This window comes from Streptomyces sp. CNB091, assembly GCF_000377965.1.
On sequence record NZ_KB899013.1, the window covers coordinates 67677 to 80705 of the forward strand.

Genomic DNA, 13029 nt, shown 5'->3' on the forward strand with positions numbered 1-13029 from the left:
CATCACACGGCCTGCCGGGTGACCCCGACGATACGTCCGGGTAACTTCCAGAGGAGTTCCGTCCGTCCACACAGCCTTCCAGCCCCCTTGGAGCCGCGTGATGCCCGAAGCCGTGATCGTCTCTGCCGCCCGTTCGCCGATCGGCCGCGCCTTCAAGGGGTCCCTCAAGGACCTGCGCTCGGACGACCTGACCGCCACGATCATCCAGACCGCGCTGGCCAAGGTCCCGGAGCTGGACCCGAAGGACATCGACGACCTGATGCTGGGCTGCGGTCTGCCCGGCGGCGAGCAGGGCAACAACCTCGGCCGCATCATCGCCGTGCAGATGGGGATGGACCACCTTCCCGGCTGTACGGTCACCCGCTACTGCTCCTCCTCGTTGCAGACGAGCCGCATGGCGCTGCACGCGATCAAGGCGGGCGAGGGCGACGTCTTCATCTCGGCCGGCGTCGAGATGGTGTCCCGCTTCGCCAAGGGCAACTCCGACAGCCTCCCGGACACGCACAACCCGCTGTTCGCCGACGCCGAGGCCCGCACCGCCGCCCGCGCCGAGGAGTCCGGCGCGAGCTGGCACGACCCGCGCGAGGACGGCCTCGTGCCGGACGCGTACATCTCGATGGGGCAGACGGCGGAGAACCTGGCCCGGTCCAAGGGCGTCACCCGCCAGGAGATGGACGAGTTCGGCGTACGGTCGCAGAACCTCGCCGAGGAAGCCCTGAAGAACGGCTTCTGGGAGCGGGAGATCACCCCGGTCACCACCCCCGACGGCACCGTGGTCGCCAAGGACGACGGCCCGCGCGCGGGCGTCACCCTGGAGGGCGTGCAGGGCCTGAAGCCGGTCTTCCGCCCCGACGGTCTGGTCACCGCGGGCAACTGCTGCCCGCTCAACGACGGCGCCGCGGCCCTGGTGATCATGTCCGACACCAAGGCGCGCGAGCTGGGCCTGACCCCGCTGGCCCGGATCGTCTCCACCGGCGTCTCCGGTCTCTCCCCCGAGATCATGGGGTACGGCCCGGTCGAGGCCAGCAAGCAGGCGCTGAAGCGGGCCGGCCTGACCATCGACGACATCGACCTCGCCGAGATCAACGAGGCGTTCGCGGCCCAGGTCATCCCCTCCTACCGGGACCTCGGCCTGCCGCTGGACAAGGTCAACGTCAACGGCGGCGCGATCGCCGTCGGCCACCCCTTCGGCATGACCGGCGCCCGCATCACCGGCACGCTGATCAACAGCCTCCAGTTCCACGACAAGCAGTGGGGCCTGGAGACGATGTGCGTGGGCGGCGGCCAGGGCATGGCGACGGTGATCGAGCGGCTGAGCTGAGGTGCAGCGGAGGGTAGGGGTCGCGCGAGATACGAGTGCGGCACCTGCCCGCAGCGGAGGCGAAGCTCAGCGCGACCACCAACACGAGCGGCTGAGCTGAGGTGCAGCGGAGGGTAGGGGGCGCGCGAGATACGAGTGCGGCACCTGCCCGCAGCGGAGGCGAAGCCCAGCGCGACCACCAGCACGAGCGGCTGAGCTAACCCCACCGAGCCCCGACCGTGACCGAATCTCCCCCAGGATGTGATCTGCGTCCCGGGGGAGAGTTGTTTCCGCAGGTCAGCGCCGGTATGGGGCTAACCATCGGACCGAAAGACCTGTCCATTTCGTGACGTAATGCACTGACAGCACGTACCGGTACAGGTCAAGCTGATGTAGGAAGTCGGGGGTATCGATAGAAACCGGGAGTATGTCAGTGAGCGCCATGTCATTTGCCCTGTTGCTGACCACCGCCGCTGCCACGGCCGTCGGCGCCGCCGGACTGCACGCCGCTCACGGGCTGCGCAAGCAGGTCGCGGCGCTGCGCACGGAGCTGGCCGCCGGTCACGCCTTCCATGCTTCCGTGCCACCACAGAGCCGCGGTACGGCCACTCCCGCCGAGGAGATACGCGCGGCCGTCTCCGAGGCTCTCGCCGAGGAGCGCGAGCGCGAGCTGGCCGAGGCGCGCGCCTTCTGGGCCGCCCAGGAAGCCCGTGACGCCGCCGACGCCCCGTCCCTGCTGGGCGGCCTGTCCGGCCTCGGCGACGACGCCCCGTACTACCTGCCCCGGCAGGCCGACTTCGCAGGCCTGGAGTCGATGGACCTCGAAGCGGCCGAGGCGATGGAAGAGCTCGCGGAGCTGAGCGAGCGGACCCTCGCGGAGCACGAGATCGGCGAGCTGACCGACCTCCCGGAGATCGCGGAGTTCCCCGAGGACTCCCCCGAGCTGGCCGCCGCCCGCCGCCGCCACCCCTCGCACCCGGACTTCATCCCCGTGCAGACGCCGGTGGTCACCGACCACGAGCGCACGGTGAACCGGCTCGGGGAACTGGCCGACACCGCGACCGAGCTGACCGACGTGCGGCCCGGCCCGCTGGGCACGCTCGACGTGTACGTCTTCGCCGACGGCACCACGCTCTGCATGACCCCCGGTCACCGCGAGACCGCCGAGCGCCTCGCCGACGCCCTGCGGGCGGGCCGGCAGCCGGTGCTGCTGGGCGGTTCGGGAGTCTCGGGCGCCTACGCGCTGACCTTCTCCTGCGGCGAGGACAACGTGTACATCCTCGCCGACCGCGTCATCGCCTCGCTCTGACCGCCGGGCGCGGGCCCCGCACACGCATCACGCGAACGCCCGCGCCGCCGCTTCCCCGACATACCGCACGGCCTCGTCCAGCTTCTGGGACGGGGCCGTTTCCAGTGCCACGGCCAGGTCCCGCCCGGCGACGGCGAGTTGGTCGCCCACGGCGAACACCCCGGCGTCGGGCAGCTCACGCGGCTCGGCGTCCGGGTCCTCCAGGCGCTGGGCCCGGCCGGCGAGTTCGCGGGCCGCGGCCAGCGCCTCGGCGGCCGTTCCGCGCTGGAGGCGGCTCTGCGGGGCCGAGCGCAGCCGGTCGGCGAAACGGTCCACGGCCAGGATCAGGGGCGTCGTATCGAGCACCCGGCCGACCCTACGCGGCCCTCCCGCCCGGCTGCCAACGCCCCGGGGTGGCAGGAGACGCGGAACGGCCCGCAGGCACGATGCCTGCGGGCCGTTCCGGTGTCGCGGGTACTGCGGGTGTTACGGGTGCTCCGCGGCCGGTCAGTCGTCGCCGCTGAGGATCGCGACCAGGCGCAGCATCTCGATGTAGATCCACACCAGGGTCACGGTGAGGCCGAAGGCCGCCAGCCAGGACTCCTCGCGCGGAGCGCCGTACGCGATGCCGTCCTCGACCTGCTTGAAGTTCAGGGCGAGGATGCACGCGCCGATGACGATGGCCACGATGCCGAAGATGATGCCGAGCGCACCGCTGCGGAAGCCGAGGCCGTCACCGCCGCCGAACACGGCGAACAGGAGGTTGACCATCATCAGCAGCGTGAAGCCGATGGCGGCCGCCATCACGAAGCCGTAGAAGCGGCGCGTGACCCGGATCAGTCCGGTGCGGTAGGCGATCAGCACACCGGCGAAGACCGCCATGGTGCCGATCACCGCCTGCATCGCGGCGCCGGGTGCCCAGTAGACACTGACGATGTTGCTGATGACGCCGAGGAAGACACCCTCGAACGCCGCGTACGTCAGGATCAGCGGCGGCGAGGGCCGGCGCTTGAACGAGTTCACCAGCGACAGCACGAAGCCGATGATCGCGGCGCCGATGGCGACGCCGATCGCCGTGCCGACGTTCGCCTTGTCGACCGGCAGCGTCCACCATGCGGCGGTCGCGGCGACGATCACGGTGCCGAGCGTCATCGCCGTACGCGTCACCACGTCGTCGATGGTCATCACGTCGGGACGGGCGGGCGCCTGCGGGGCGCCCTGGATGTCCGTCTGCGCGTAGGGGTTGGTGGCGTACGGGTTGGCGGCGGTGCCCTGCGCGTACGGGTTGCCCGTCGCGGGGGCCCCGGCCTGCGGCGTCGCGTTGAAGCCCGCGTGGCCGTTGTCGCGGCTGAACCCCCGTCGCGAGAAGACCGGGTTGCTGCTCCTCATCTCACTCCTCCATGGCCACACTGCGTGGCCTTGCCACAAGAGTAATGGGTAGGCAAAAGAATCACCCTAGTGCCAGGGGAGGATCTTTGCGGCAGCCGTGGAGTGATGCCCGCCGAGGGCTTGGGGGAGCTGTCGTGCGGGGCCGGAATCACGGACCGGGCACCGGGACTCGAACCTGCTCCGCCCTGACGCCCTGACCAGCGAAAACGCCCTCACCTGCAAAAACCCACCCCGATCCAGGCCCAGCCAGACCGATCCAGGGGAAGCCAGAGGGGGCCAGTCGGGTCCTCGTGCGCCAGATGGCGCACGGCTTGGCGCACCCCCGGGCGCCTCATCCTCCGACTCCGGGGCGATGCACCCCTGGCCCTTCACCCAGCCCGGGGGCCACTGCTGACCGTTGTCGCTCACCGCGCCACGGAAGACCTCCGCAGAGGTCACGCCGAGGAACCGCCCGCCTTGCCAGTCGCCATCACGGGCTCCGCCCAGCCGCCACTGCACCCGGCAGCTGGTGGTCTCTCCGACCTTGTTCTTCACTGGATCCACGTATGCCACGCACGCAACGTAGTCACCGCACGCCAGGCGTGCGCCAGCAACAAGAAGGCTACCCAGGGGTAGCGCAGCGTTCCTGCTGGTGACTGGCCGTATTCGAAAGAGTGCCCGGAGCCGGACTCGAACCGGCACGCCCCCGAGGGGCAGCGAGGTTTAAGCTCGCCGTGTCTACGTTCCACCATCCGGGCGTGCCGCGCGACTCCGCGTTTGGCTACCGACCCTAGCCGGGGGCATCCCTCGATCAGCGGAACCGTGGCGCGATGTTGTCTTATTTTATTGACCGCTTGAGGGTCCGTCAGGACATCAGGCCAAGCTGACCGCACGCCTGCGGCCGATCTTGGGCAGTCCGCGCACCGCACGGGAATGACGGAAAGTCGCCGCACTCGTACGGCCCAACGCGCCAGGTCCGCGCCATGCTTCGCCAGGGCATCCGCCACCCTCCGGTCCGGCTCCGCCCCTGCCCCGGGGCCGGGGCGGAGCCGGAGGGGCCTGCCCACCGCCGGGGCCGCTCCCCGCTCACGTCCGGCCGCACTCACGGTGGGTGATCACGAAGCGGTGGCCACGCCTCCGGTCAGGGTCGATGTCATACCCGAGGAGGACGGATCCACGCCCTTGATGCGACTCAAGACGGCCACGGGAACGGGCATCGGGAGTGACGACCGGGGCCGATCGGGACGTAACGATGGAGTAAGACCCGCCGGTGGGTCCAAGTCCCCCGCGGCATGGCGGCAGCGCCCGCCTCAGCACGGCCCATGCGTCCGCATCACCCGAACCAGGAGTGTCCCTGTGACCACCACCCCCACCGTTCACCGCGCCACCGCGGTGGCTGCCCGCGCCACGGAGCTGTCGAAGGTCTACGGCGAGGGCGAGACGCAGGTCGTCGCCCTGGACCGGGTGACCGTGGACTTCCCGCAGGGCGAGTTCACCGCGATCATGGGCCCCTCGGGCTCCGGCAAGTCGACGCTGATGCACTGCGTCGCCGGACTCGACAGCTTCAGCAGCGGTTCGGTGCGCATCGGCGAGACCGAGCTCTCCACGCTGAAGGACAAGCAGCTCACGCAGTTGCGCCGGGACAAGATCGGCTTCATCTTCCAGGCGTTCAACCTGCTGCCGACGCTCACCGCGCTGGAGAACATCACCCTGCCGATGGACATCGCGGGCCGTAAGCCGGACGCCGCGTGGCTCCAGAAGGTGATCGACATGGTCGGGCTCTCGGACCGGCTGAAGCACCGCCCGACCGAGCTCTCCGGCGGTCAGCAGCAGCGCGTCGCCGTGGCCCGCGCCCTGGCCTCGCAGCCCGAGATCATCTTCGGTGACGAGCCGACCGGAAACCTGGACTCCCGCTCCGGCGCCGAGGTCCTCGGCTTCCTGCGCAACTCGGTGCGCGAGCTGGGCCAGACCGTGGTGATGGTGACGCACGACCCGGTCGCCGCCTCCTACGCGGACCGGGTCGTCTTCCTCGCCGACGGCGCGGTCGTCGACCAGATGATGCACCCGACCGCCGACGGGGTCCTCGACCGGATGAAGGCGTTCGACGCGAAGGGCCGCACGAGCTGACGCCGTCGGCGGCCGGCCCACACGGCCGCCGCACCGGCTGACGCGGGCGCCCGCCGTACCCCGGCCGCCGCCCCCGCGCGTCCCCGCCCCCCTTCCGGAACCCATCCCAGGACACACAGACATGTTCCGTACCGCCCTGCGCAATGTGCTCGCGCACAAGGCCAGGCTGCTGATGACCGTGCTCGCCGTCATGCTCGGCGTAGCGTTCGTCTCCGGCACCCTGGTCTTCACCGACACCCTCGGCAACGCCTTCCGCAACCAGTCCGCCAAGAGCTACGACAACGTCGCCGTCGCCGTGGAGACGTACGCTGGCGGGCACGACGAGAAGACCCCCGGCATCGACGAGGCCACCCTGGAGAAGATCCGGGGCCTGGACGGCGTGGCCGCCGCCACCGGCCGGGTCAACGGCTTCGCCGGGGTCGCCGACCCCGACGGCAAGCTGATCGGCAACGGCTGGTCCAACACCGGCGCGAACTTCGCCCCCGGCAAGGACGGCAAGGACGCGAGCTACGACTTCACCGACGGCTCGGGCCCGGCGAAGAACGGCACGATCGCGCTCGACAAGGACACCGCGAGCAAGGGCGAGTACCGCGTCGGCGACCCGGTGCGGGTCGCGACCAACGGCCCGGTGAAGGAGTACACGCTTTCGGGGATCTTCACCACCGAGGACGGCGCGGTCAACGCGGGCGGCAGCCTCGTGCTGTTCGACACCGCGACCGCCCAGAAGCTCTACCTGAAGCCCGGCGTCTTCCAGAACGCCACCGTCTCCGCCGTCGGCGGCGTCTCCGACCAGAAGCTGCTGGACGCGATCGAGCCCCTCCTGCCGAAGGACGCCAGCGCGCAGACCGGCAAGGCGCTGGCGGACCAGCAGGCGAAGGACATCGAGAGCGGCCTGTCCAACCTCAACGCCATGCTGCTGGCTTTCGCGGGCATCGCACTGTTCGTCGGCGTCTTCCTCATCGCCAACACCTTCACCATGCTGATCGCCCAGCGGACCCGTGAACTGGCCCTGATGCGGGCCATCGGAGCCACCCGCCGCCAGATCAAGCGCTCGGTGCTGCTGGAAGCGGCCGTCGTCGGCACGCTCGCCTCCGTCATCGGCTTCGCCCTCGGTCTCGGCCTCGCCACCGGCCTGCGCTCCGCGATGGGCCTCCTGGGCGGCAAGATCCCCGCCGGGCCGCTGATCGTCTCGCCGACCGCCGTCCTCTCCGCCTTCGCCGTCGGCGTCCTGATCACCGTGCTGGCCGCCTGGCTGCCGGCCCGCCGGGCCGCGAGGATCGCCCCGGTGGCCGCGATGAGCAGCGTGCACGCCACCGCCTCCACCAAGTCCCTGGTCGTACGGAACTCCATCGGCGGCGTGATAGCCCTGCTCGGCGCCGCGGGGATCGTCGGCGGCGCGGCGTCCGGCGGCACGTCCGGCAGGCAGCTGGTCGCGGGCGGCGCGTTCTTCGCGCTGATCGGCATCATCATCCTGATCCCGCTGCTGTCGCGGCCGGTCATCGCGCTGGTCCGGCCGTTGCTGAAGAAGCTGTTCGGCGTCTCCGGGAAGCTGGCCTCGCAGAACGCGGTCCGCAACCCGCGGCGTACCGGAGCCACCGCCTCCGCGCTGGCCATCGGGCTGACCCTGGTCACCGGCATCTCAGTGCTCGGCGTCACGCTCGGCCAGGCCATCGACAAGATGACCACGGACAACATCAAGGCCGACTACATGGTCACGATGGCCAGCGGCGACACGCTCGACCAGTCCGCCCTCAAGGCACTGGCGAAGGCCGACGGCGTCGCCGCGCTCTCCCCGCAGCAGGCGGCCTGGCTCGAGGTCGACGGCGGGGGCTACTCGGCCTCCGGCGTCACCCCGGGCGACGTGGAGAAGGTCTTCTCCCTGACGACCGTCTCCGGTTCGCTCGGCTCGCTCGAGGACGGGCAGGTCGCGGTCGGCTCCAAGACCGCCAAGAACCACGGCTGGAAGACCGGCGACACCCTCCCGGTGACGTTCGACGACGAGAAGAAGGGCGAGGTGAAGATCGGGGCGCTCTACGAGGAGAACGAGTTCCTCTCGCCCTTCCTCATCCCGAAGGAGCTCGCGGACCAGCACAGCGCGGCTTCCCGCCCCGACATCCGCGAGATCTGGATCAAGGCGGACGGCGGCGCGAGCAAGGCCAACGAGCAGTCGATCGTGGACGCGCTCGGCGACAACCCGGCGATGAACGTCATGGACCGGCAGGACATCCGTGACATGTTCGGCGGCTTCATCAACACCGCCCTGAACATCATGTACGGGCTGCTCGCCATGGCCCTGCTGATCGCGGTCCTCGGGGTCGTCAACACCCTCGCGATGTCGGTGTTCGAGCGGCAGCAGGAGATCGGCATGCTCCGTGCGATCGGCCTCGACCGGGGCCGCGTCAAGCGGATGATCCGTCTGGAGGCCGTCGTCATCTCGCTCTTCGGCGCGGTGATCGGGGTCGGCCTCGGGGTCTTCCTCGGCTGGGCGATCGGCCGGACGCTGTCGGCCGACATCCCCGGCTACGCCCTGGTCATCCCGTGGGACCGGCTCGGCCTCTTCCTGCTCCTCGCCGGCCTGGTGGGCGTCCTCGCCTCGCTGTGGCCCGCCCGCAGCGCCGCGAAGCTCAACATGCTGACGGCGATCAAGACCGAGTAGCCCGGGCCCGGGGGTACGGCAACGGGTGAGGGGCCGGGGCACCGCTAAAAAGCGGTGCCCCGGCCCCTCACCCATTGCCGTACGAGACAGGTACAGGTACGCGTACGGGTCAGGCCTCCCCGCCCTCGGCGGACTCCGTCCAGGCGCGGGCGCGCAGCGGCATCCGGGAGCCGCCGCCGTCCAGCGGGCGCACCGCGAGGATCTGGTTGACGCCGATCTTGTTGTGCTCGAAGGAGAGGGCCGAGGCTGCCATGTACAGCCGCCAGACCCTGGCCCGGCCCGGGGAGGTGGCGCGTACCGCCCACTCCCAGTGCTGCTCCAGGTTGGCCACCCACCGGCGCAGGGTCAGCGCGTAGTGCTCGCGCAGCGTCTCGACATCCCGGGCCTCGAAGCCGGCCTCCTCCAGGATGGACAGGGTGCGGCCGAGCGGGGCCAGTTCGCCGTCGGGGAAGACGTAGGCGTCGATGAACGCGTCGATGCGGTAGGCGTCCTCGTCCTTCTCGGGGCGGCGGGCGATCTGGTGGTTCAGGAGGCGTCCGCCGGGCTTCAGGAGGGCGTAGAGGTCGTCCGCGTACTCCCGGTAGCGGACCGATCCGACGTGCTCGGCCATGCCGATCGAGGAGATCGCGTCGTACGGGCCGTCGCCGACGTCCCGGTAGTCCTGGACCCGGATCTCGATCCGGTCGGTCAGGCCCTCCTCGGCGATGCGCTTGCGGGCGTGGGCGGCCTGCTCCTGGGAGAGGGTGACGCCGGTGACCTGTGCCCCGTACGCACGGGCGGCGTGGATGGCCATGGAGCCCCAGCCGCAGCCGACGTCCAGGAGCCGGTCGCCGTCCTTCAGGCCGAGCTTGCGGCAGACCAGGTCGAGCTTGTCGCGCTGGGCCTCCTCCAGGGTCCCCCCGTCCTGCCAGTAGGCGCAGGAGTAGACCATGGAGGGGCCGAGCACCAGGGCGTAGAAGTCGTTCCCGACGTCGTAGTGGTGGCTGATGGCCTCCTTGTCGCGGCGTCTGGTGTGCAGGGGGCCGGTGCGGCGGCGCACCTCCTCGGCGGGCGGGGCCGGGGGCGGCCAGGGGCCGGCGAGGTCGAGGAGGCCGCGGGCGAAGGCGCGGACCTTGGGGTCGCGGACCGGGTGGACGGAGTCCTTGGCGTCGGCGCCCCGGTCCCAGAGCAGCCCGGCCAGATGACCGAGCGCTTCGTACAGGTCGCCCTCGATGTCGATCTCCCCCGCCACCCAGGCGCGGGCCAGGCCCAGTTCGCCCGGCTTCCATAGGAACCGGCGCAGGGCACGGCGGTGGCGGATCACGAGGACCGGGGCCCCGGGCGGCCCCGATTCGCTGCCGTCCCAGGCCCGGACACGGACCGGCAGGGGTTCCGAGAGCAACTCCTCGGCAAGAGCGGTCAGCCGCGACGCGGCGTCTGCCATGGCGCACACCTCCGTGGTGTTTCCCCGACAAGCACGACAAGCACGACAAGCACAGGCGAACAGACATGCTCGTAGCCCCGCCGCGCCACCCCGGTGCCGTGGCGAGGTACGCCTGCGTCAACTGTCCTCGCACACTCCGTCATTCCGCTACCGGGCAACGAATCGGCAAAAAGCATGCATGCACCACCCATACGGGCGGCAACCGGCCACGGCCCGCCGTCGGCCCGGTCCGGGTCCGCGCCCGGATACGCCGAAGGGGCCGTCCGCACCACGGATGGCGGACGGCCCCTTCGGGCGTCGTACGGTGCGCTCCCCGCGGAGCGCTTCACCAGGAGGTCAGGAGGCCTTGGCCTTCTCGCCCTCGGACTTGGCGGCGGCCTGAGCCGGGGCCGGCTTGGCGGCCTCGTAGAACTCCTCGCGCGGCGTCTCCATGGCGCCGAGCGAGACGACCTCGCGCTTGAGGAACATCGCCAGCGTCCAGTCGGCGAAGACCCGGATCTTGCGGTTCCAGGTCGGCATGGCCATGCCGTGGTAGCCGCGGTGCATGTACCAGGCGAGACGGCCCTTGAGCTTGATCTTCACCTTGCCCATGACGATCATCGCGACGCCCTTGTGCAGGCCGAGACCGGCGACCGCACCCTTGTTGGCGTGGCTGTACTCCTTCTGCGGGAAGCCCCGCATACCGGAGATCACGTTGTCGCCGAGGACCTTCGCCTGACGCAGCGCGTGCTGGGCGTTGGGCGGGCACCAGGCGTTCGGGTTGCCGGCGCGGCGGCCGACCATGTCCGGCACCTGGGCGTTGTCGCCCGCGGCCCAGATGTAGTCGGTGCCCTGCACCTGGAGCTTCTCCGAGGTGTCCACGTGGCCGCGGGGGCCGAGCGGCAGGCCGAAGCGCGCCAGCGCCGGGTTCGGCTTCACACCGGCGGTCCACACGATGGTGCTGGAGTCGACCTCCAGGCCGTTCTTCAGCACCACGCGGCCGTCGACGCAGGAGTCCATCGAGGTGGAGAGGTAGATCTCCACGCCGCGGCTCTCCAGGTGCTCCTTGCCGTAGGCGCCCAGCTTCGGGCCGACCTCGGGAAGGATCTTGTCGGCGGCGTCGACGAGGATGAAGCGCATGTCCTCGCGCTGCACGTTCGTGTAGTACTTCGCCGCGTCGCGGGCCATGTCCTCGACCTCGCCGATGGTCTCCGCGCCGGCGAAGCCGCCGCCCACGAAGACGAACGTCAGCGCCTTGCGGCGGACGTCCTCGTCGGTGGTGGAGTCGGCCTTGTCCAGCTGCTCCAGGACGTGGTTGCGCAGCCCGATGGCCTCCTCGACGCCCTTCATGCCGATGCCCTGCTCGGCGAGGCCGGGGATCGGGAAGGTACGGGAGACCGCGCCCATCGCGATGACCAGGTAGTCGAAGGGCAGCTCGTAGGCCTCGCCGACGAGCGGCGCGACCGTGGCGACCTTGCGGTCCTGATCGATGGTCGTGACACGACCGGTGAGAACCTCAGCCTTGGGCAGCACGCGTCGCAGCGGGACGACGACATGCCGAGGCGAGATGCTGCCTGCGGCAGCTTCGGGGAGGAAGGGCTGGTACGTCATGTACGACCGCGGGTCGACGACCGTGACGGTCGCCTCTCCGTATCGCATCTTCTTCAGAATGCGACGAGCTGCGTACAGGCCTACGTACCCACCGCCTACAACGAGGATCCTGGGACGCTCCGTGGTGCTCATGCCATCGAGTATCCACCCCGCCCCAGGGGGGTGCTCGTGAGCCCCTTCACAAGGATTGGGCCACCCTCTGCTACACTTCGCCGCCCACGTGACCCAGGTCATGGGCACGAAAGGGAACCACAGCACCGCGGGAAACGTTGTTCACCACCTGTGAGCTGGCCCTTGACCCGTCGCGGCGGGTGGACCACCCCTCCCCTTCGCGCGGTCGCAACGCTCCCGGAACGCGTGCGCGACACCTCCGCACGCCCTCCCGGGCGACCGGTTCCGGCCTAATGGGCTCCAGCTGCGACCAACAGGGCCCCATTCCTTGTGAAGAAGTTCACGAAGTTTCCCGCGGCGCGCCCCCAGAGGGACCCCGGACGACCCGGAGGGGCCGGGTCGGGGCTCAACGGTGCAGGTGACAATGCGATTGAGCGGGCAGCGGAAGGTGGCTGACGGCAGGGCTACGCGGCGCTCCAGGCGATGCCGTCGAACACCACTTGTCACAGCGGCCACCACCACCGCCGCGTGTACACGAAATTGCGTACACTTGGGCCATGGCCGAGAGCACTGTGACGGTACGGGAAGCCCGCGCACGCCTGGCGGACCACATCAACTCCGCAGAGGAGGGCACCCCCACGGTGATCACCCGCAACGGCGAACCCGTCGCGGCGCTCGTTCCGATCGCGGACTTCGACGCACTGGAGGCGGCGGCCGACGTACTGCTCGCCCGGGAGGCGGAAGCGGTCCTGGCCGAGGGCGGCCCGACCGTGACGATGGCGGAACTACTGGCAGACCTGTTCACCGAGCGCGCCGAAGACGCGGCGTGAAATACGCGTTCCGGTTCACCGCTGCGGCACAACGGCAACTCCGCGCCATCGACCGACCCGCCGCCATGCGGATCCTCGCCGCGCTGACGGCTCTCGGCGAGGATCCGTACCGTGAAGACGCCGACATCAAGAAGCTCACCGGCCCCTCGGGTCTCTACCGGCTCCGGGTGGGCAACTACCGAGTCGCCTATCAGGTGGAGGACGGCGAGTTGATCATCCTTGTCGTCAAGGTGGGCAGCCGGCGGGACGTCTACCGCACCATGTGAGAGCGGGCAGGTCCCGCCTTGTTACGTCACCGGGTGCACGACTGGAACCGAGGCCCCTTCTGGATTCGGT

At 70.2% G+C, this 13029-nt stretch carries 10 protein-coding genes and 1 tRNA gene; 6 read left to right on the forward strand and 5 right to left on the reverse strand.

The annotated features are described in order from the left end of the window. The first annotated feature begins 100 nt into the window (after positions 1-100). On the forward strand, positions 101-1321 hold the full coding sequence (locus D581_RS0132635; protein WP_018961320.1) for an acetyl-CoA C-acetyltransferase: 1221 nt from the start codon (positions 101-103) through the stop codon (positions 1319-1321). A gap of 421 nt (positions 1322-1742) precedes the next feature. Beyond that, entirely contained in the window at positions 1743-2609 is an 867-nt protein-coding gene (locus tag D581_RS0132640; protein WP_486585907.1) for a hypothetical protein, read from the forward strand. 27 nt (positions 2610-2636) lie between these two features. Here the strand turns inward: D581_RS0132640 and D581_RS0132645 are convergent, their stop codons facing one another. From D581_RS0132645 to D581_RS0132655, 3 genes are all read right to left on the reverse strand, one after another. Further along, a complete protein-coding gene (locus D581_RS0132645) occupies positions 2637-2954 on the reverse strand; it encodes a hypothetical protein (RefSeq protein ID WP_018961322.1) in 318 nt (105 codons plus the stop codon). A 141-nt stretch (positions 2955-3095) separates the two neighbouring features. Next, a complete protein-coding gene (locus D581_RS0132650) occupies positions 3096-3977 on the reverse strand; it encodes a Bax inhibitor-1/YccA family protein (RefSeq protein WP_018961323.1) in 882 nt (293 codons plus the stop codon). Positions 3978-4631: 654 nt separating this feature from the next. Further along, positions 4632-4714: transfer RNA gene (locus tag D581_RS0132655), tRNA-Leu, on the reverse strand. 598 nt (positions 4715-5312) lie between these two features. Here D581_RS0132655 and D581_RS0132660 point away from each other — a divergent pair. Further along, complete coding sequence (locus tag D581_RS0132660) at positions 5313-6083, forward strand: ABC transporter ATP-binding protein (RefSeq protein ID WP_018961324.1); 771 nt, start codon at positions 5313-5315, stop codon at positions 6081-6083. A 121-nt stretch (positions 6084-6204) separates the two neighbouring features. Continuing rightward, positions 6205-8739 carry an ABC transporter permease gene (locus tag D581_RS0132665; protein ID WP_018961325.1) on the forward strand — a complete coding sequence of 845 codons (2535 nt, stop codon included), beginning with the start codon at positions 6205-6207 and terminating at the stop codon, positions 8737-8739. A 109-nt stretch (positions 8740-8848) separates the two neighbouring features. Here D581_RS0132665 and D581_RS0132670 read toward each other — a convergent pair whose 3' ends face one another. After that, on the reverse strand, positions 8849-10162 hold the full coding sequence (locus tag D581_RS0132670; RefSeq protein WP_018961326.1) for an SAM-dependent methyltransferase: 1314 nt from the start codon (positions 10160-10162) through the stop codon (positions 8849-8851). Between the two features lie 336 nt (positions 10163-10498). Next, positions 10499-11884 carry an NAD(P)/FAD-dependent oxidoreductase gene (locus D581_RS0132675; protein ID WP_026291114.1) on the reverse strand — a complete coding sequence of 462 codons (1386 nt, stop codon included), beginning with the start codon at positions 11882-11884 and terminating at the stop codon, positions 10499-10501. A gap of 536 nt (positions 11885-12420) precedes the next feature. On the opposite strand from D581_RS0132675, the gene D581_RS0132680 reads away from it, so the two are divergent. Both D581_RS0132680 and D581_RS0132685 read left to right on the forward strand, forming a co-directional pair. Continuing rightward, complete coding sequence (locus D581_RS0132680) at positions 12421-12693, forward strand: type II toxin-antitoxin system Phd/YefM family antitoxin (protein WP_018961328.1); 273 nt, start codon at positions 12421-12423, stop codon at positions 12691-12693. Further along, positions 12690-12959: a type II toxin-antitoxin system RelE family toxin gene (locus tag D581_RS0132685; protein WP_018961329.1), complete on the forward strand. Its 270-nt coding sequence runs from the start codon at positions 12690-12692 to the stop codon at positions 12957-12959. The genes D581_RS0132680 and D581_RS0132685 overlap by 4 nt, the downstream gene beginning before the upstream one ends. Positions 12960-13029 lie beyond the last annotated feature (70 nt).

Excerpts from the sequence above, each read along its gene's own strand:
- D581_RS0132640 (WP_486585907.1), top strand. The coding sequence starts at position 1,743 with ATGTCATTTGCCCTGTTGCTGACCACCGCCGCTGCCACGGCCGTCGGC.
- D581_RS0132675 (WP_026291114.1), bottom strand. The coding sequence starts at position 11,884 with ATGAGCACCACGGAGCGTCCCAGGATCCTCGTTGTAGGCGGTGGGTAC.
- D581_RS0132635 (WP_018961320.1), top strand. The coding sequence starts at position 101 with ATGCCCGAAGCCGTGATCGTCTCTGCCGCCCGTTCGCCGATCGGCCGC.
- D581_RS0132680 (WP_018961328.1), top strand. The coding sequence starts at position 12,421 with ATGGCCGAGAGCACTGTGACGGTACGGGAAGCCCGCGCACGCCTGGCG.
- D581_RS0132650 (WP_018961323.1), bottom strand. The coding sequence starts at position 3,977 with ATGAGGAGCAGCAACCCGGTCTTCTCGCGACGGGGGTTCAGCCGCGAC.
- D581_RS0132670 (WP_018961326.1), bottom strand. The coding sequence starts at position 10,162 with ATGGCAGACGCCGCGTCGCGGCTGACCGCTCTTGCCGAGGAGTTGCTC.
- D581_RS0132665 (WP_018961325.1), top strand. The coding sequence starts at position 6,205 with ATGTTCCGTACCGCCCTGCGCAATGTGCTCGCGCACAAGGCCAGGCTG.